Genomic DNA, 17,947 nt, shown 5'->3' with positions numbered 1-17,947 from the left:
GCCCGGGGGACGGTCTGCCGGAAAGCATGGGCGGGCGCGAGTCGTACCCGAGCGATCTGCCGGATGAGGTATGGGATCCGGGCAGAAGGAAGCGGAGCTGATCGGCTCCGAGAGGGGCCCGCCGGGGCCATGAATGCCAGGGTTGACGGGTCTACGCCGGGGCGCCGCACGCTCCCGGGCGGAGGATCTCCGACGGGGTGCGGCCGGCGAGGGTTCGCGCCGTGCGGGTGAGGTGTGCCTGGTCGGCGAAGCCCGCGAAAGCAGCCGCGGCGGCCGCGGACTCGGCCGGTAGTGCGGTCATGGCGGTGCGCAGCATGGCCCACTGGCGTAGCCGCGGGAGCGGGATACCCACCCAGTCGCGGACGAGGGTGCGCAACCGCGGCTGGGAGAGCCCGACCTGAGCGGCGACCGCGCCGATCGTGGCGGTGGCCCCGGGGCGGGTGATCTCCCGCACCGCGTGGGCGACCCTGGAATCGAGCGGGGCGCCCGCTCCGGCGAGGGTCACGAGCTCGGCACGGGCCGCGTCCAGGTCGGCGTCGGGGCCGGGATGGTCGAGGGCCGCGAGTACGCGGTGGGTCGCGGTCTCGTTCAGGTGGGCCGGGCCGGTGCCGAGCGCCAGCTCCCACGGGTCCAGGAAGAGGGCGACGTAGGCCGACGAGACGGCGCAGGTGTGTGCCAGCTGCGGCGGCACGATCGCGCCGACCGCAGCGACGGTGCGGTTACCGCCGTAGCCGACCTCGACACCGCCGCCGAGCGCGAGCACGATCTTCCACGCTGGGTGCCGGTGAGGGCGTACCCGGAAGGCGCCGGACTCGGCGAACATCGTCGCCGCCCGGCCGGAGGCGAAGTGGAGGCGGCGATCGTTTCGTTCAAGCGTCCACGCCCGGGTCGGCGGCACTGTCATGGCATGAATTCTATTGTGGCCGTCGCTTTGGCGGCCTTCCTGATTGTCAACGGCGTCGCGCACTTCGTGCGCCCGGACCACGTCCGCCGGTTGGTCCCTTCCTGGCTGGGTCGCGCACGACTGCTCGTCGCTGCGGGCGGGGTTGCGCTGATCACCGACAGTGTTCTCCTCCTCGCGCCGCGGAGCCGAGCGGCGGGCGGGTGGCTCGCCGCGGCGATGATCTCGGTCTTCGTCGTCGCGCATCTCGATGGGCTGGCCCGGGTAGTGGCTGAGCGACCGTGCCGTGCTGGCGGATTGGCGAGCGCAACCGTCAAGGTGCTTCTCAACTTTGCCTACATCGGTTGGGCCATCGCTGTGGCGACGACTGCTTGAGCCCGGCCACCAAGGCGTGGCCGAACCTTCGCAGAACAGCCACTCAAATCGCCCTGCCGAACCGGAGCTTCGAAGTGCCGTCAGTCTGCCAGTGTCTGCCTGATCAAGTCGCCCTTGCGTCAGCACCGCGCACTGCCGGGACTGCCACAGCGACTGGCCACACTGGCGGATCCGCCCGGCACTGATCGCGTAGTGCCGTCGCCACTGGTCGGTCCTCTGCTCGTGCCGGATCCGGGCCTGGATCGCCTGCTGGAGCCGACAGCAGGAAGATATGGCGTCCATTGCCATTGACGTTCCCGCTGCACTGCACTCGCGGCAGGCGTTGCGTGGGAAGAGCACCGGCAGCCGGGGTGCCCATCGCCGAGGGTGGGCTTCCGGGGTGAGCTGGTCCCGCCGTGGGGGCGGGTTGGGGAGCCGCGGAGCGCCGGCAGTTTCCGCTCAAGGGGTCAGAATCGTCCGGCCGGAGAACGCGGCCCGATACTCGGAGGGCGACACGTCGAGGATCCTCCGGAAATGCAGGCGGAGGTTGGATCCGGTTCCCAGTCCGACGCGCTCGGCGATCTGGTCGACCGGGAGCTTCGTGGTTTCCAGGAGCGCTCGGGCAGCGTCGACCCGAGCGCGCAGGACCCACTGCAGCGGCGTGTCGCCGGTCTCCTCGGCGAAGCGGCGCATGAAGGTGCGCAGCGACATCCGCGCGTGCGTCGCGAGATCGGTGACTGCGAGCGGTTCGTGGAGGCGCGTCAGCGCCCATTCCCGGGTCGCCGCGAGCGTTTCGCCATGCGGTGCCGGGCTGCTTCGAGGAAGGTACTGAGCCTGGCCGCCGCTCCGATAGGGCGCCGTCACCAGACGGCGGGCGATGTCGTTCGCCACGCTCACGCCGAGGTCGCGCCGGACGATGTGAAGGCACAGGTCGATGCCCGCCGCGACCCCGGCTGATGTGAGGACCGAACCCTCATCGACGAACAGAACATTGGGCTCCACCACGATGGCCGGATGGCGCAGCGCCAGCATCTCCGCCGCGTCCCAATGCGTTGTCGCGCGCCGCCCTTCCAGCAGACCCGCGTCGGCCAGGGCGAACGCGCCGTAGCAGATCGATGCGATGCGGGCTCCTCTTGAATGCGCCCTCCGGAGCGCTTCGTGCACTGCGGCCGGGATCGGTCGGCCGACCGGCGCATAACCGGGGACGATGATGGTGTCCGCCTCGGCCAGCGCGTCGAGACCCCGCGGCACCGTGTACCCGAAACCCCCACTGGACGGCACCGCTCCCGCAGCGAAGCCGCACACGGTCAGCTCGTATGGGAGTCCGTCACGCGCATGGAACACCTGGGTCGGGATGCCGACGTCGAGCGGGAGCGCTCCATCCAGCACAAGCACCATCACCTGGTGCGAACCCATCATTGCCCATCTCCTCAGCTCGCGGTGATCAACCCCCTGTGGCAGAATCCTCGCACATGTTGGCATTCATGCCACTGGAGGGTGTCGTCCGAACGCTCGACACTGAGTGGGCCGTCCAGTCGGGTTCGGCACTATGTCGAGTGGATGGGAAGTTCGTTCCATGCCGCGTCCAACGGTTCCGCCGGTCGTTGCCTTCGTCTCGTCGGCTATCGCGTTCATGGCAGTGATGGCCGCCGCAGGAGCACCGAGCGCCCTGCTGGTCGTCTACCAGCAGCACTGGCATTTTCCCGACAGCGAGCTGACGATCGCGTTCGCGATCTACGCCCTCGCGCTCCTCCTCGCGCTCCTCGTCATCGGTTCCCTGTCGGATCGAATCGGTCGCCGTCCGGTACTCATCGCGGCCCTCGCACTCCAGGCGGTCGCGATGGCGGTGTTCCTGCTCGCGCCGAATATCGGCGTCATCATCGCCGCGAGGGCGCTGCAGGGCTTCGCGACGGGAGCGGCCACGAGCGCGTTCAGCGCCTACATCGCCGAGGTCGCACCGGCGGCGCAGAAAAAGGTCGCAGCATTGGTCGTGAGCATCGCATCCGTCGCCGGTCTCGGCATCGGTGTGGTCCTGACCGGCGTCGCCATCCAGTTCGCGGCAGCACCCGCCGCGGTCGTGTTCGGAGCCGCACTCGCGATTATCGTCATGGCCATCGTCGTCACAGCGGCCTCGCCTGAGACGGTTGGCGAGCGTCAAGGGATCGGCGATGCCCTCGTGCTACGCATCGGCGTTCCATCCGCGGCCCGGACCGCGTTCGCTCGCACTGCCCCAGGGATGATCGGGATCTGGATGTCGGCCGGGCTTGTCCTCGGCCTCGGGGCGTCGATTGTCCATCAAGCCCTGCACATCACCAATGGAGCCGCCCTCGGCCTGGTGGTCGCAGCCCAGCCCCTGGCTGCGGCCGTCTCCGCGCTCGTACTCGGCCCGCTGATGCCGCCCCGGCGGTTCATGCTCGCCGGATATGTAGCGGTCCTCGCCGGTGTGTCGCTGGAGGCGTGCTCGTTCGCGGCGGGCCTCGCATCGCTCATCATCTGCGGCGCGATCATCACCGGTCTCGGCTTCGGCGCCGTCTTCTCCAGTACGCTCGGGCTCCTTGTTCCGCTGACGCGAGCGCAGGAACGGGCGAAGCTGTTCTCCGCCGTCTACGTCGTCGCTTATCTCGCGTATGGCGTCCCTACCATCGTGGCCGGCTTCCTCAGCGACGCCATCGGTTTGGTGCCCGCAGCAGTCATCTACGCCGCCGCAACACTCGTCATAACAGCCGCTGGACTGATCGTCTCACTCTCCCGGACGGGATCGATGCCGAGTGACGCTCTGCCCGGCGGCACGCAAGAAGCACGAGCACACGACGTGCGAGCGTCCACATCAAGCGCGGCCTAGTGCGGCGCCGCATTGATCTTGCGAGGGTCTGCGGCTGCCGTCGGTCTCGGTCGGGCTGACGGCGGCGGAGAGATGCCGTGTGGTCCATGAGGAGGCATCGCGGCCCGATCGGCGCGAGGCGTGCGTCCGGCACCCGTGTGACCAGCCAGATCGTGCTCTTGATAGTGGCGTTCCCGAGGGCGCCGAGCCGCCCTGTACTCGAACAGACCGAAGGAATCGATCTCCACCAGTAGCCCCTGACAAAGGGTGAGGGTATCGACAGCGAGGTCGTCCGTCGGGAAGCGCCCAGCGCTTCTTGTGGGTCAGCCCGTCGATCGCCGCCTTGAAGCTCGGGTACCAGCTCGCGGGGTCCCGCACACGCCTGGCGGCCGGGAAGTACACGCCGCGGATGCAGATCCGTTCGAGCCTGGGAATGCGGGCCGGCGTGGCAGCTGCGGTTTCGTCGCTCACCGTGGAAGTCAGCCATGGCATGTTATGGTACTGAGTACCACTTGGAACTCGATACCAAGGAGTCTGCCATGGATAGCCGGACCATCGTGTTGACCGGCGTGACCCGCGGTTTCGGCCGCGAGTCCGTCGAGTTGCTGATCCGGGAACGGCCGCAGGACCACTACGTCGTGCTGGCTCGCCGCGGCGGCGAACGCCTCGCTGCGGAACTCGCCCAGGCCACCGGCGCTTCCGCGGTCACAGGCGTGGACTGTGACCTCGCTTCGCTCGCCGAGATCAGGCGGGCGGTGGAGGAGATTCTGCGTGGGCTCGATACCGGGTACCTGCCGCCGCTCGGCGGCTATCTCGGCAACGCCGGCCTGACGCTCACGACGACCGAGAAACGCACCACGGACGGGTACGAGATGACCTTCGGGGTCAATGTCCTGTCCCACTATCTGCTCGTCAGGGAGCTGCTGCCCCGGTTTACCGGTCCGGGCTGGATCTTGCTTACCTCGAGCGACTGCCACTTCGGGCAGTTCCGCTATACGTTCGGCGCCACGCCGCCGCCGCGCTGGGAGACGCCGGAACGACTGGCCACGCCTCGTGCCGGTGGCGCGCGGGAGGCCGGGCGGGCGTACGCGACAAGCAAACTCGGCGTCATCTACCTGACCCACGCGCTGGCCCGCCGCCTGCCCGAGAGCGTCGGCGTCTACTCCTACAACCCGGCGCTCGTCGCGGGCACCGATTTCTTCCGCCACGCCCCGGGACCCGTGCGGGGCGTGCTCAACGGATTCTTCCAGCTTCAGCGATTCCTCGGCCGAGGCATGACGCCGCAGCAGGCGGGCGCGCGGCTCGCTGAGACGATCCTGACCGGGCTGACCGCCCGGACCGGGTCCTACCTCGATCGCGGCCGCAACGTGCCGTCGTCGCCGGAGTCGCACGACGAGGACCGCGAGGAGGAGCTGTGGCGCGAGGCCGCCCGCCTCGTCGACACTGACCGCGGGGCGAGACGGGCGGATATCCTGACCGAATGAGCGCGAACAAGTTTCCGGTGGAGCCATTGCGGGACCGCAAACGCCGCCAGACCCGGGAACGGATCATCGAGACGGCCTTCGCGCTCTTCATGGAGCGGGGGTTCGATGTCGTCACCGTGGACGAGATCGCCCAGCGGGCCGAGATCGGCCGCACCACCTTCTTCCGCTACTTCGGCGACAAGCAGGAAGTCGTCTTCTCCACCGAGGACGACTCCCTGCGCGCGCTCACCGCGGCCATGCGCGATGCGCCCACCGAGCCGCTCCAGGATCTCGCGCAGGCACTGGCCACATCTCGGCGGCTGCTGCTCGCGATCTGCACCGAGGCCGCCCGCAACCCCGGCCACTACGCGGTTTACCACCGTCTGGTCAAGCAGCACCCCGAGCTCGAAGACCGCCACACCCGCAAGACCCGGCACTACGCCGACCTCCTCGAGAAACACCTGATCGACCACGGCACCCCGCCGGCCACCGCCGTCCTCGCCGCCCAGTTGACCGTCGCCTGCTACCAGGCGGCGTGGCGCCTCGGCGGCCACGACGCGACGGCGGTGCTCCGGGAGGCGAATGACGCCTTCGACCGCCTGCTGGGCACCACCGCCGCATAAACCTGGGCACCACCGCCGCATAAACGCGGACTGGCCTTCGCTCGGCCGGGACATACGGAACCTCGCAGCGGGCTCGTGGAGCGGAAGCATGCATACTTCAGCACAAATTCTTGCCCTCACGCACCGTCGCTCGACAGCGCGTGGTTCGGCACTCACGCTCACCGTGCTGATGTTTTCAGCGGGCGTTCTCACCACTGCTTGCGGTTCTGAGAGGAATGATTCGGCCGCTGCTGCGGCACCATCCTCGAGGGTATCGGCCGCCACGAAATTATCCTCTTCATCGGTACCGATCGGGTGTCCGAGCCGGGCCAGTTCACCTTGGATCCGGCGATGGCCCCATCGGCTGTTCTCGTGGGCGAGGCGCAGCACGAGCTTCTTGACGGCAGCCTGCGTGGGCGGCCGTCGGGGACCGTGGCGTCGGGGGAGTAGTCCCATCGGCGGGCGACGAACTTGCGATGCCAGGCCAGCAGCGTGCTGGGGGTGATGGGGAAGACCTTGGCCCAGCGGCGGCGGGGGATCAGGGAGGACAGGGAGGCGAACCACAGGCGGTCTGCGGGTTCGTACCGTACTCGTCCTTGTAGTTGGCGTCGTAGCACGGCGTTTTCATGGCGCAGGACGAGGAGTTCGGCCTCCTTCGAGGTGTCCCGCCGCAGAAGCACTGTCGGGACGGCGAGAAGGCGTCCAGACGACGTTGTTGATACGGCCGGGCTTGGCATTCTCGCCCGGTGCCTGGGGCGCCGCTATGCGCTGCAGGCGCCGGCCGTCGAGTCCGCAGACGTCGAGACCGGCCTCCTTCACTGTGCCGATGACGATGCTGCGGCCCGGGGTGTCGGGGTCGACCCACACGGCCGGATCGTCGGCGTCGGCGTTGCCACCGGCCTCGTCGTCGTACACCGCGGGAGTCTCCACGGCGGCCGTGACGGTCACCGGTGCCACGGGCCCGGTTGCCAGGGTGAACGCGGTGGTGAGTGCGGTCAGGGCGCTGAGAGCCAAGGCGCCCACATTACTCCTTAGTAGGAATGAGGACGCCGAGCAGATATGGGGATTTCGCAGGAATCGTATTGAAGGGATCACGAATGCCACAAGATCCCTCAGTTGTGCCGGGCGGGCGCCGGGTCGGGGCGGACCCGGATCTCCATCGCCCTGCCGGGCCGTCGCGGGTGCGCGTTCTCTTTGCCCGAGCAGGTATTGACACGCCCGAGGGCCTCTGCGACGGTACGGGACATCTCTAAAAAGAGATGTCCTGACAAGTGCAGTGAGACGAGGACGTCGCTGTGAAAAGACAGGCTCAGGCGCCACCGTGCGCCGCCACGGCAGAGACGACATCGCCGGCCGTCTCTCCCCTTCCGCCGCCCGGGCGTGGCGGACGCACTCTGCGCTACGGAATGCGGGTGGGGCTTCGCCGACCCACCACGGCGATCGGGGTGCTCGCCCTGATCCTCTTCGGCTATCTGATCGCGGTGCCGATCGTCACCATGCTGATGCAGGGCTTCACCGTGAGCCCGAAGGACACGGTCGTCGTGCAGCAGCAGGAGGGGTCACCGACCTCCTACTACCTGTGGCGGGTGTTCCTGTCGCCGGTGGCCGCCGACCTGTTCTGGCGTCCGCTGGTGCACACGCTCGTGGTGAGCACCTGCTCGGTGGTGTTCTCGCTGATCGTGGGCGGGGTGTTGGCGTGGCTGATCACGCGCACCGACCTGTGGGGCAGGCGCTGGTTCAGCACCGCGCTGATCGTGCCCTACATGCTGCCGACGTGGGCGTTCGCGCTCGCCTGGACGACCATCTTCAAGAACCGCACCGCGGGCGGCCAGCCCGGATGGCTGGAGTCCATCGGGGTCACCCCGCCGGACTGGCTCGCATACGGCGGCGTGCCGATCACGATCATCTTCACGCTGTACTTCACACCGTTCGTCATCCTGCTGCTGGGCAATGCCCTCAAACGCCTGGACCCGCAGCTCGAGGACTCCGCCCGGATGCTCGGCGCGGGTTACGGCACGGTGGTGCGCACCGTGGTGGTGCCGCTGATGCGCCCAGCCCTCGTGTCGGCCGCGACGCTGATCCTGGCCAAGGTTCTCGGTGAGTTCGGCGTGACCTACATCCTGGGCCTGCCCACGGACTTCAACGTTCTGGCGACCTCGCTGTACCGGAGCATATCCACCCGGGAGGACGGCGCCGCCGCCGTCATCGCCGGTGCGATCATCCTGATCGGGCTGCTCTCGCTCTGGGTTGACGTGCACTTCCTGAAGGAGGCCCGGCGCTTCGTCACCATCGGGGGGAAGGGGGCGATGGACCGCACCCGCGCACTGGGCCGGTGGCGGGTACCCGCCACCGCGTTGTGCGGCCTGGCGTTCGTGCTGAGTGTCGTGGTGCCCATAGGGGTGCTGGCGCTCTCCACGGTCATGCGCCGGCCGGCGGACTTCTCCGCGGACAACTTCACCCTCGACTACTGGCTCGGCCACGGGCTGGACACGCCGGCCTTCACGGACGGCGTTCTGGTCAGTGGGGCCGTGTGGTCGGCGGCCTGGAACACCTTCTGGATCGTCGGGCTCGCCGCGGTAGCCGCCGGTGTGCTCGGCCAGCTCGTCGGCTACGTGGTCGTCCGTTCCCCCAGCCGACTGCTCAGTACCGCACTGCGGCAACTGACCTTCCTGCCCTACCTCGTGCCCGGCATCGCCTTCGCGGTGGCGTACCTGTCGCTGTTCGCAGTGGACCGCGGACCGATCCCGGCCCTGTACGGCACCAGTACCCTCCTGGTGCTGATCTACATGGTCGAGCAGATGCCGTTCGCCACCCGGGCCGGCATCTCGTCGATGATGCAGCTCGGCCCCGAGCCGGAGGAGGCCGCCCAGGTCGCGGGCGCCGGCTGGTGGCGACGCATGGCCCATGTCGTGCTGCCGATCCAAAAACGCGCTCTGGCGACCGGTGTACTGATGCCGTTCATCGCCGGTGTCCGCAGCCTGAGCCTGGTGGTGATCCTCGCGGTCCCCGGCATGGACGTGCTCACCACCTTCGCGATCAGGCTTGTCGAGTACGGCTACACGCAGGCGGCCAACGGCGTGGTCCTCGTCGTCTCCGCTGTCGCCTTCGGCGGCACCTATGCCATCCAGAAAACGATGAAGACCGACCTCGGTCGGGGACTAGGTGGGTGACAGATGCCGACGATCCAGCTCCATGGCATCAGCAAGCGCTACTCGGGCAGCACCGCCAGCGCGGTCGACAGCCTTGATCTCACCGTGAACGACGGCGACTTCATGTGCATGCTCGGCCCGTCCGGCTGCGGCAAGACCACCACGCTGCGGATGATCGCCGGCCTGGAACAGCCCACCGGCGGCTCCATCTCGGTCGGCGACCGCGTGCTCGACTCGGTCGAGCAGGGTGTGTTCGTCGCGCCCGAACGTCGCGAGATGGGCCTGGTTTTCCAGAGCTACGCGCTGTGGCCGCACATGACCATCCGGCAGAACACCGAGTACGGCCTGCGGCTGCGCAAGATCGGCCGGGCCGAGCGCAGCCGCCGCGCCGATGAGGTCATGAACGTGATGGGCATCGGCCGTTTCGCCGGCCGCTACCCCTCCCAACTCTCCGGCGGCCAGCAGCAGCGTGTCGCGTTGGCCCGCATGCTGGCCGTCAACCCCGGTGTGATGCTGCTCGACGAACCGCTGTCGAACCTCGACTCGCGGCTGCGCCTGGAGATGCGCACCGAACTCAAGCGCATCCACCAGGACTTCCGCTCGACCATCGTGTTCGTCACCCACGACCAGTGGGAGGCGATGACGCTGGCCACCCGCATCGCGGTGCTGTCCGACGGTCGGCTCCAGCAGATCGGAACCCCTACGGACATCTACGACCGACCCCGCAACCGTTTCGTCGCCGGCTTCCTCGGCAACCCACCGATCAACATCATCGAGTTCACCGACGACGAGCCCACCCCGCACATCGCCGCGGCCCACCGCTTCGCGGAATCCCGCCCGCACGGCACCACGGCTGTCCCCGGCTCGATCGGCATCCGCCCCGAATCCATCCGGATCGAGTCGCCCTCCCAGGCCCCGACCCCCGACGCCCTGACGATCGACGCCTCCATCTTCGCCATCCTGCCGACCGGAGGTAGCTGGACCATCGAAGCGGTCGCGGACGGTCGGCATCTGTTCGCCACCACGTCCATCCCGCCGACCTGCCGACCCGGGGACGACGTACGGCTGCGCGTGGCCGCGCACGAGGTCCACGTCTTCGACACGGAGGGCGAACGTGTCGGTCTCTCCTGAGCCGCAACCGCGACTGCTGCCACCGCGACTCCTTGCCCTCGACATGGGGGGCGTGATCGTCGAGGCCCTTCCCGCTCCCGGGTGGGCGGCGCGCTTCGCCACCCGCCTGCTCGGCCATGCGCGCCACTGCCTGCCCCCCGGCACCGACCTGCCCACAATCGAGCAGGTCGCCACCGACCTCGCCGACGGCCGTGCCCGCCACGACTCCTGGAAGGACAGCACCGTCGGCGGCGCCGAACTCAGCCGGAGCGAGCTGTGGGCCGGGCTGTCCCGTCCCACATGGGGAAGACCACTGCTCGACCACATCATCCGGAACCGCGCTGACCTCACCGCCGAGCTCTGCCTGGTATGGGAGGAGCGCGAAGTACGCGACGGCATCCGCGAGCTGCTTGTCGAGTGCACCCGCGCCGGGATCGCCGTCGGCGTCGTCAGCAACACCATCTCCGGACCGGCCTACCGCAGCGTCCTGGACCAAGCCGGCCTGACCGGCTACTTCCGCGCACTGTCGTTCAGCGACGAAGTCGGCATCCGCAAGCCCGACCCACGGTTGCTCCTCGACGCCATCGGAGTCGCCGGCGTCACCCCGGGCACCACCTGGTACGTCGGGGACACCTACCGGCGCGACGTGGTCTGCGGCCGCCGCGCCCGTGCCGGGACCACCATCCTGATGCGCTCACGTCGCACCGAGTCGGCATCCGACGGCGGGCCCGAACCCGATCACACGGTCGGTGACCCCGCCGGTCTGCACGCCCTGTTGCGCGCCGCGCTTCGCACCCCCACCACATCACGTGGTGGGGGACTCCATACGACCCGATGAGGATCGCCCTTATGCCTTCGCTGTCCGCCCGCTGCTCCGCCACCGCGCGGCGCGCCGCCCTGGACGTGGCGCCGATGCTGCTCAGCGGGTTCCGGAATGACATGAACATCGACCTCAAGGCCGACTTCCACGACGTCGTGACCACGTACGACCGGGCCGCCGAAGCCCGCATCCGCGAGATCATCGAAGAGGACTTCCCTGGCTCTGCCGTGGTCGGCGAGGAAGACGGGCCACGGGCCGGCGCCGATCCCACCTGGTACATCGACCCGATCGACGGCACCTCCAACTTCGCCCGGGGCATCGCGTTCTGGTGTGTGTCCATCGCCGCTGCCGTCGACGGCGAGGTGATCGCCGGAGTGATCTACGACCCCGTACAGGATAATCTGTTCACCGCGGACGACACCGGCGCCCGCCTCGGTGGGAAACCCATCCACGCCCGCGGGTTCGGCGTCTGTGACCAGGCCACCGTCCTCGCCCACTATCCGATGCCCGCCGACCTCGCCGCCGACGAGGAGTTCAGTCTGCGCCGCTACGGTGCGCTGGTGCGCGGTTTCTCCGCTGTGCGCAACACCAGCAGCGGCGCCCTGTGCCTGGCCCATGTCGCCGCCGGCTGGGCCGACGCCACCTTCAACTTCGGCACCAACGCCTGGGACGTCGCCGCGGGCAGCCTGCTGCTGAAACTCGCCGGCGGCAGCTACCACGCCTACATCGACGGAGTGGAGCAGCCCGCCCACGGAGACTTCCTCGCCCCCGACTATTTCGGTCACGTCGCCGACGCCGACTTCCCGCTGATCACCCGCACCATGCACGAAGGGTCCCGGCTCCGCTCCGCCTGAGCCCAGCCACCGGGTCACTCCGGAACAAGGAGATTCCATGCACACGCCCAGATCGAGAGTTGGACGCCTCGCCGCCGCCGTGACCGGCGCGGCGCTGTTCACCGCGCTCGCCGCCTGCGCCCCGCCCCCGGCCACCGGTACCGAGTCCTCCGCCACACCCCTGGCGCAGAAGAGCACCCAGCCCGACGAGACCGCCAAGGGCTTCGACCTCGACGCGCTGATCGCGGCCGCGAAGAACGAGCCCGGCATCACCGTCTACGACCAGACGGGCAAGGTCGTCGACACCGCCAAGGCGTTCTCCAAGAAGTACGGCCTCAAGGCCACGGGCGTGAAGGTCGAACTCGGGGCCATCGACAAAGTCCTGCGCGAGAACCAGTCCGGCAACGTCATCGGAGACGTCGTCATCAACGAAGACCTGCCCACCTACGCCGTGGAACTGCTCCAGCGCGGCGCGCTCGTCAACTGGGTGCCCGGCGACCTCAAGAACTCGATCAAACCCGAGGACCGGTACCCGCTGACCGTCCACTACGGACCCATGGGCTGGGTCTACAACAACAAGACCTACTCCCACTGCCCGGTGTCCAACGTCTGGCAGCTCACCGACCCCGACTTCGCCGGTCGCGTCGCCATCGCGGACCCGCTCAGCAACCCCAAGTACCCGTACTGGTTCAACTCCCTCGCCCGCAACGACGACGACGCGCTGCGTGCCGCCTACAAGCAGCAGTACGGCACAGACCTGTCCACCGACCAGCCGGACGCGGCGCACGAATGGCTCAAGCGATTCGCGGCGAACCAACCAAAGATCACGCAGACCGACGAGGAGGTCTCCGAGGCCGTCGGCGCGCCGGGCCAGAAGACCCCGAGCTTCGGCCCGATATCGATGGCGAAGTTCCGCAATGTCGCGCAGAAGGGCTACCACCTGGCCATCTGCGACGGTATGAAGCCCAACGCCCTCCAGGCATTCCCGTCGGCGATCGCCTACGCAGCCAAGACCAAGAGCCCCAACACCGCCAAGCTCTACATCCACTACATGCTCACCCAGGAGGGCTTCGCGCTGCAGCTCGCCGACGGCAAGCCCTCCACCAGCTCGAAGGTCCCACCGCCCAACGACCCCTCGCACGTCAAGAACTACCTGAAGCAGATGGCCCCGTTGCGCGCCACCGACCTGCTCAGTGACTACCGGACCAAGTCCGACTGGGAGGACTTCTGGCGCACCTCCCACCACTGACACACATCACCCGTCCCGTAGGCTGTGAGCACCGCCGACCCGGTGCTCATAACCTGCTACCCCCCAACCGGGCAGCCGGGTACCACCCAGTGACGCCCCGGGGAAGGATGAGACTCAGCGTGGCCGACGAACGCATCGAATTCGCCCAGTGCTTCCGTCCTGTCATCCACAGCAGCGGAATACCGCTCTACACCCAGGTCGTGCACCAGATCGAAGACGCGCTACGGCGCAACATCATTCACCCCGGCCAGTTCCTGCCACCGGAACCGGAACTCTGCCGCGCCTTCGGCGTCGGCCGCACCACCGTCCGCCGTGCCGCCGGGCAACTCATCGACAGGGGCATCCTCAGCCGCGCCCCCGGCGTTGGCACTCGAATCAGCAGGGTCCCCACGCTCGACTACTCCTCGCTGACGAGTCCCAGCCTGTACGCCGATCTGAAGTCGGCGCACCGGGACCCCGTCACCCGCGTCATCTCCTGGCAGACGGCCACGGCCGACGGAGCCCTCTCCGAGCGCACCGGCTTCCCCGTCGGTACGGAGCTGGTGGCACTGGACCGGCTCCGCCTGGCCGGCGACACGCCGATCGCGCTCCTCGGCAATCACCTGCCCCGGGCCTACGCCGACTTCGGCGCCGAGCGTCTGCGCGACTCCAGCCTGGACGCCGTCATGCGAGGCCGCGGCCACCACACCCGCCGCATCGAGTACGAAGTCAGCGCCTGGCTCGCCACACCCCACCAAGCCGAACTCCTCGACATCGCCGAAGGCACACCGCTGCTGCGTGAACACCGCTGGGCCTACGACATCGACGACAACTACATCAACTTCTCCGAGAACTACTACCACCCCATCCACTTCCACATGCGCGGCGTGCTACTCGCAGAGGTACCCAAGTAGCGCAGTGGCTCCCTCCGCACTTCGTGGCGGCAGAGCGCCGCCACGCGGCCGTGACCGCCGACCGTGGCTCGGGTACCCGGACACAAGGCTCAGGCGGGGTCCAGGTCGGGGCTGCGCTCCAGGGCCCTCGATCGGGTCGTCGGCGGGGTCCCGCTGGGCCGCGCACGCCAGCAGCAGGTGGATCGGGTATGGAGCCCGGGTTCGGAACGGCGCGGGGAGCCGGAGGTGCTTGTGGACCAGCTCCAGGCCGTCCGCATAGGTGATCTCGGCCGAATCCAGTGAGGGCACGCTGCCGCATACCAGGGCCAGCACCCGCAGGGCAGCGGCGGTGTCTTGAAGGGCGAGCAGGACGGTGTCCCGGTCGGTGAACAGCGGGATCAGCCGTAGCAGCACCCGGGTGATCACCGCGAGCGTTCCCTCGCTGCCCACCAGCAACTGCGTCAGGTCGTAGCCGGAGCTGTCCTTGGGCAGCCCGGAGAGCCGATTCAGTACCCGGCCGTCCGCGAGGACCGCCTCGCCCCCCACGACCTGACCGCGCATCCGTTCATGATGAGGATGTGGTCGAGGGCTTCGCGTCGGATGCTGCCGATGTGGGTTGTGGCCCCGGTGATGTGCAGTCGCCGGGTGGTGTGCTCGAGGAACACGAGCGCATACAGCCGTCTGCCGAGGGCGGTGTCGATGTGGAAGAAGTCTGCCGCGATGATGCCCTCGGCTTGCGTGGTCAGGAACTCGCGCCAGGTGAGACCTGAGCGACGTGGCGCGGGGTCGATGCCGGCCGCGTTGAGGATCCCCCACACCGCCGAGGCGGCGATCCGATACCCGAGTCGGGCCAGCTCTCCTTGGATCCGCCGGTGCCCCCACGTCGGATTCTCCCTCGCCGGCCGCACGACGAGCTTCTTGATCGCGGCCGGGGTGGGTGGGCGGCCGGTGCCCCGGCGCGCGGTGCAGTCCCACTGCGCGGCGATGAACCTGCGGTGCCAGGCAAGCAAGGTGCCGGGGGTGGCAGGGAAGTTCTTGAGCCAGTGGCGCCTCCACGAAATCCAGCCGGTTCAGGTCCCTCGTCGAGGCCAGTACGTGGGTGGCGTCCAGCACGTCCCGCACCCGCATCGCCCTTCGGGAACACGGCACACGCCACCCGTGCGGTCTCCTCCGGGATCTCCGTCAACTCCACCCCACGCAACGACACGAACCCACCCCAGAAATCGCGACGACGGCCTGTACCCCCAACGGGGTGGTACAGGCCGTCGTCACGTACGCCCCCGGATTTACCAACAGCGTCCGGTACCCCGGGCGGGGGCATGGCACGGCCGGACCACATCACGGTCCGCGGTAATTGACGGTTACCGCGTTGCGGTGGCCAGAGCCGCGCGGATGGCGTCCTCGCCGACCGGCTGGCCCTGCTCGTTCGAGTACGGCCCGTACGGTGTTCCCCACACCGGCGTGCCCGTCGCCTGCCGCCAGCTGCCGGCCAGCGATCCCGCGTCCACCACGCTGTAGCCGATGGAGTCGATGAATTCGGTCACCGCCGCCTTCGCCGGTGCGGAGTCCCCGGCGATCGGCAGGTAGGAGCGGTCGGCCGCCCCTGCCGGGCGTGCGAGTGACAGCAGGTGCTTGAAGAAGATGTTGTTGAACGCCTTTACGAGCAGGGCGTCCGGGACGTACCGCAGAAGCAGCTCGCTCGAGGTGAGGGACTTGCTGTCGAGCTCGGGGATGTGCCCGTCGCGCTCGGGGCCGTAGTTGCAGGTGTCGATGACCGTCTTTCCGGCCAGCGGCGCGGCGGGCACGTGGGGGAAGGCGCTGACAGGCACCGTGACCACGATGATGTCACCGGCCGCCGCGGCCTCTTCGCTCGTCGCCGCGGACGCCCGCGGCCCCAGTTCCGCGGCCGTGTCCGCGAGCGTTTCGGGACCGCGCGAGTTGCTGAGCACCACCTGGTGCCCGGCCCCGACTGCGAGTCGCGCGAGGGTCCTGCCGATGCTTCCGCTTCCGATGAATCCCACAGTCGTCATAATCTCAACGTCCTTCAGAAGAGCCGAACTTGCCGGTTGCCGGGCTCGTTACGATCCGGGTTCCCGCCGTCAGCCGGCGGGGAAGTAATGGCCGTTGTCCAGATCGGCGAGCAGGCCGGGCCGGGCGGGTTCCCAGCCGAGAGTCCGGCGGGTGATGAGGTTGGACGCCGGGTAGCTCTGCGTGACGATATTCGTGAGGAACCCGAAGTACCCCGGCGTCATCAGGGCATCGTTGGGAACGCTCACGGCGGGCAGGCCCAGGCGGCTGGCGATGGCCTCGGCGATGTCGCGGAACGGGATGCCCCCGTCCTCGACCGCGTGCCAGTATTTGCCGGTCGGCCCCTTCTCCAGCGCCAGGCGGAACAAGGTGGCGGCATCGCGGATGTGCACGGCGTTCCACAGGTTCGCGCCGTCTCCGGGGTAGCCGACGAACCCCTTTTCCTTCGCGAGCGCGATCAGCGTGGGGAGGAAGCCGGCACGATCGGTCGTGCTGTGCGCGATGTTGGCGATCCGCACGACCGAAGACCGCACCCCCTGCTCGGCGAGGTCCACAACGGCCCTTTCCACGATGTTGCGGACCCGCAGGGTGCCCTTGTGCTCTTCGCCGGTGGGGAGGGCCGGGTCCTCCTCGGTGGCCGGCCGGCCCAGGTTCCCGGGCGAGCCGATGCTTCCCGCCGTGACCAGCGGCTTTCCGGTTCCCGCGAGTGCCTCGCCGTACGCGAGCATGATCGGGAGCTCCGCGGCGGCCACGGCGTCGAGCCCGCCGGAGGGCAGTAGATCCTGCCTGTGCGCGACGTGGATGACGCCGTCGGAGTCCGCGGCTGCCTCCTTGAGCCCGTCGAGATCCTGGAGGTCGCCGCGACGCACCTTCGCGCCGAGCGCGGACACGGCCGCCGCGGAAGCGTCCGACCGGGCCAGGCCGGTGACCTCGTGCCCGGCGGCGATGAGCTCGGGGATGATGTACGAACCGGAATGGCCGGTCCCCCCAGTGACGAATACGCGCATCTGACTTTCCTTATGAGGGTAGGTGCAGGGTCTCTTCGTGCCGTAAGTGAACTGGCGTAATGCGGCACGAGAGGTAGTGGTAGGGGTGCGCTCAGCCGAGAATGGTGATGCCGAGGGAGAAATTGGTGTGCTTGACGGAGTGGTTCATGAGGCCCAGCTCCAGCAGGCCGACGTTCTCCAGTGCCCGCGCCATGGCGAGTTCCCCGGTGTCCCAGGGGCGCAGCCCCAAGCTCTCGACGAACGCCGACACGCGTGCCTTCGCCTGCGCGTCGTCGCCGGCGATGAACACGTCCAGAGGGCGGCCCTCGGCCGGGCCGGCCGCCAGAACGTGGGAGAACACAGTGTTGAACGCCTTGACGACATGCGCGTCGTCGGGAGCCGCCTTGGCGATCTCCTGTGCGCCGGTACTGCCGTCGGGGACGACGAAGCCCTGCAGGTCGGGGGCTACGGGGTTGGTGATGTCGACGATGACCTTGCCGCGCAGTGCGTCCCCGTACTCCCTCACCACCGCCGCCGCGCCGGCGTACGGCGCGGCGAGGATGACGATGTCCCCGGCCGGGGCGGCCCCGGCCGTCCCGACCGTGGCGCCGCCGAGCGTGGCGGCCAATTCCTTGGCCTTGGCCAGGTCGCGGCCGATGATCTCGACGGCGTTACCGCCGGCGAGCGCCCGGCCGGCCAAAGCACGGGCCATGTTTCCCAGTCCGATAATGCTGATGCTGCTCATCGGTGTTTCTGCTT

At 68.6% G+C, this 17,947-nt stretch carries 17 protein-coding genes and 2 pseudogenes; 10 read left to right on the top strand and 9 right to left on the bottom strand.

What is annotated here, in order from left to right; translation table 11 throughout:
- Positions 1-151 precede the first annotated feature (151 nt).
- Positions 152-904, bottom strand: coding sequence for a helix-turn-helix domain-containing protein (locus AS97_RS09255; protein WP_247204291.1), 753 nt, complete (start codon positions 902-904; stop codon positions 152-154).
- Positions 905-907: 3 nt separating this feature from the next.
- On the opposite strand from AS97_RS09255, the gene AS97_RS09250 reads away from it, so the two are divergent.
- Complete coding sequence (locus tag AS97_RS09250; RefSeq protein ID WP_125759338.1) at positions 908-1,276, top strand: MauE/DoxX family redox-associated membrane protein; 369 nt, start codon at positions 908-910, stop codon at positions 1,274-1,276.
- 438 nt (positions 1,277-1,714) lie between these two features.
- On the opposite strand, the gene AS97_RS09245 is transcribed toward AS97_RS09250, so the two are convergent.
- A complete protein-coding gene (locus tag AS97_RS09245) occupies positions 1,715-2,674 on the bottom strand; it encodes a helix-turn-helix domain-containing protein (protein ID WP_059145413.1) in 960 nt (319 codons plus the stop codon).
- A 157-nt stretch (positions 2,675-2,831) separates the two neighbouring features.
- On the opposite strand from AS97_RS09245, the gene AS97_RS09240 reads away from it, so the two are divergent.
- The 3 genes from AS97_RS09240 (at position 2,832) to AS97_RS09230 (ending at position 6,162) form a co-directional block, all read left to right on the top strand.
- Complete coding sequence (locus tag AS97_RS09240; protein ID WP_185929982.1) at positions 2,832-4,097, top strand: MFS transporter; 1,266 nt, start codon at positions 2,832-2,834, stop codon at positions 4,095-4,097.
- Between the two features lie 518 nt (positions 4,098-4,615).
- Complete coding sequence (locus tag AS97_RS09235) at positions 4,616-5,560, top strand: SDR family NAD(P)-dependent oxidoreductase (RefSeq protein WP_210564679.1); 945 nt, start codon at positions 4,616-4,618, stop codon at positions 5,558-5,560.
- Positions 5,557-6,162, top strand: coding sequence for a TetR/AcrR family transcriptional regulator (locus AS97_RS09230; protein ID WP_063804907.1), 606 nt, complete (start codon positions 5,557-5,559; stop codon positions 6,160-6,162). The genes AS97_RS09235 and AS97_RS09230 overlap by 4 nt, the downstream gene beginning before the upstream one ends.
- A gap of 288 nt (positions 6,163-6,450) precedes the next feature.
- Here AS97_RS09230 and AS97_RS47080 read toward each other — a convergent pair.
- Together AS97_RS47080 and AS97_RS48505 are read right to left on the bottom strand one after the other, a co-directional pair.
- Positions 6,451-6,758: pseudogene (locus AS97_RS47080) on the bottom strand (integrase); the annotation flags it as partial.
- A gap of 7 nt (positions 6,759-6,765) precedes the next feature.
- Positions 6,766-7,488, bottom strand: a complete 723-nt coding sequence (locus AS97_RS48505) for a phytase (RefSeq protein WP_079059491.1) — start codon at positions 7,486-7,488, stop codon at positions 6,766-6,768.
- Between the two features lie 65 nt (positions 7,489-7,553).
- Between AS97_RS48505 and AS97_RS09220 the strand changes: the two genes are divergently transcribed.
- From AS97_RS09220 to AS97_RS09195, 6 genes are all read left to right on the top strand, one after another.
- Complete coding sequence (locus AS97_RS09220) at positions 7,554-9,311, top strand: iron ABC transporter permease (RefSeq protein ID WP_197049141.1); 1,758 nt, start codon at positions 7,554-7,556, stop codon at positions 9,309-9,311.
- Between the two features lie 3 nt (positions 9,312-9,314).
- Positions 9,315-10,421 carry an ABC transporter ATP-binding protein gene (locus AS97_RS09215; RefSeq protein ID WP_210564678.1) on the top strand — a complete coding sequence of 369 codons (1,107 nt, stop codon included), beginning with the start codon at positions 9,315-9,317 and terminating at the stop codon, positions 10,419-10,421.
- Positions 10,405-11,238, top strand: coding sequence for an HAD family hydrolase (locus tag AS97_RS09210; RefSeq protein WP_125756490.1), 834 nt, complete (start codon positions 10,405-10,407; stop codon positions 11,236-11,238). Before AS97_RS09215 ends, AS97_RS09210 begins: the two co-directional genes overlap by 17 nt.
- 11 nt (positions 11,239-11,249) lie before the next feature.
- Positions 11,250-12,074, top strand: a complete 825-nt coding sequence (locus AS97_RS09205) for an inositol monophosphatase family protein (RefSeq protein WP_210564677.1) — start codon at positions 11,250-11,252, stop codon at positions 12,072-12,074.
- Positions 12,075-12,111: 37 nt separating this feature from the next.
- Complete coding sequence (locus AS97_RS09200) at positions 12,112-13,302, top strand: ABC transporter substrate-binding protein (RefSeq protein ID WP_059145404.1); 1,191 nt, start codon at positions 12,112-12,114, stop codon at positions 13,300-13,302.
- A gap of 119 nt (positions 13,303-13,421) precedes the next feature.
- Positions 13,422-14,195, top strand: a complete 774-nt coding sequence (locus AS97_RS09195; RefSeq protein WP_059145403.1) for a GntR family transcriptional regulator — start codon at positions 13,422-13,424, stop codon at positions 14,193-14,195.
- Here AS97_RS09195 and AS97_RS48500 read toward each other — a convergent pair.
- The 5 genes and pseudogenes from AS97_RS48500 to AS97_RS09170 form a co-directional block, all read right to left on the bottom strand.
- Positions 14,172-14,735 (bottom strand): FAD-binding oxidoreductase, encoded by a 564-nt coding sequence (locus AS97_RS48500; protein ID WP_125756492.1) that lies wholly within the window; start codon positions 14,733-14,735, stop codon positions 14,172-14,174. The genes AS97_RS09195 and AS97_RS48500 overlap by 24 nt on opposite strands.
- A gap of 50 nt (positions 14,736-14,785) precedes the next feature.
- Positions 14,786-15,235 (bottom strand): annotated as a pseudogene (locus AS97_RS09185) (integrase); the annotation flags it as partial.
- Between the two features lie 300 nt (positions 15,236-15,535).
- Positions 15,536-16,195, bottom strand: coding sequence for an NAD(P)-binding domain-containing protein (locus tag AS97_RS09180; protein ID WP_086708810.1), 660 nt, complete (start codon positions 16,193-16,195; stop codon positions 15,536-15,538).
- 78 nt (positions 16,196-16,273) lie between these two features.
- A complete protein-coding gene (locus AS97_RS09175) occupies positions 16,274-17,209 on the bottom strand; it encodes an SDR family oxidoreductase (RefSeq protein WP_059145401.1) in 936 nt (311 codons plus the stop codon).
- 91 nt (positions 17,210-17,300) lie between these two features.
- Complete coding sequence (locus AS97_RS09170) at positions 17,301-17,933, bottom strand: NAD(P)-binding domain-containing protein (protein WP_059145400.1); 633 nt, start codon at positions 17,931-17,933, stop codon at positions 17,301-17,303.
- Positions 17,934-17,947 lie beyond the last annotated feature (14 nt).

It is taken from the genome of Streptomyces sp. AgN23 (assembly GCF_001598115.1).
Lineage (GTDB): Bacteria > Actinomycetota > Actinomycetes > Streptomycetales > Streptomycetaceae > Streptomyces > Streptomyces antimycoticus.
The sequence above is the reverse complement of the archived record's forward strand: the minus strand, read 5'-3'. Positions and strand labels throughout refer to the sequence as shown.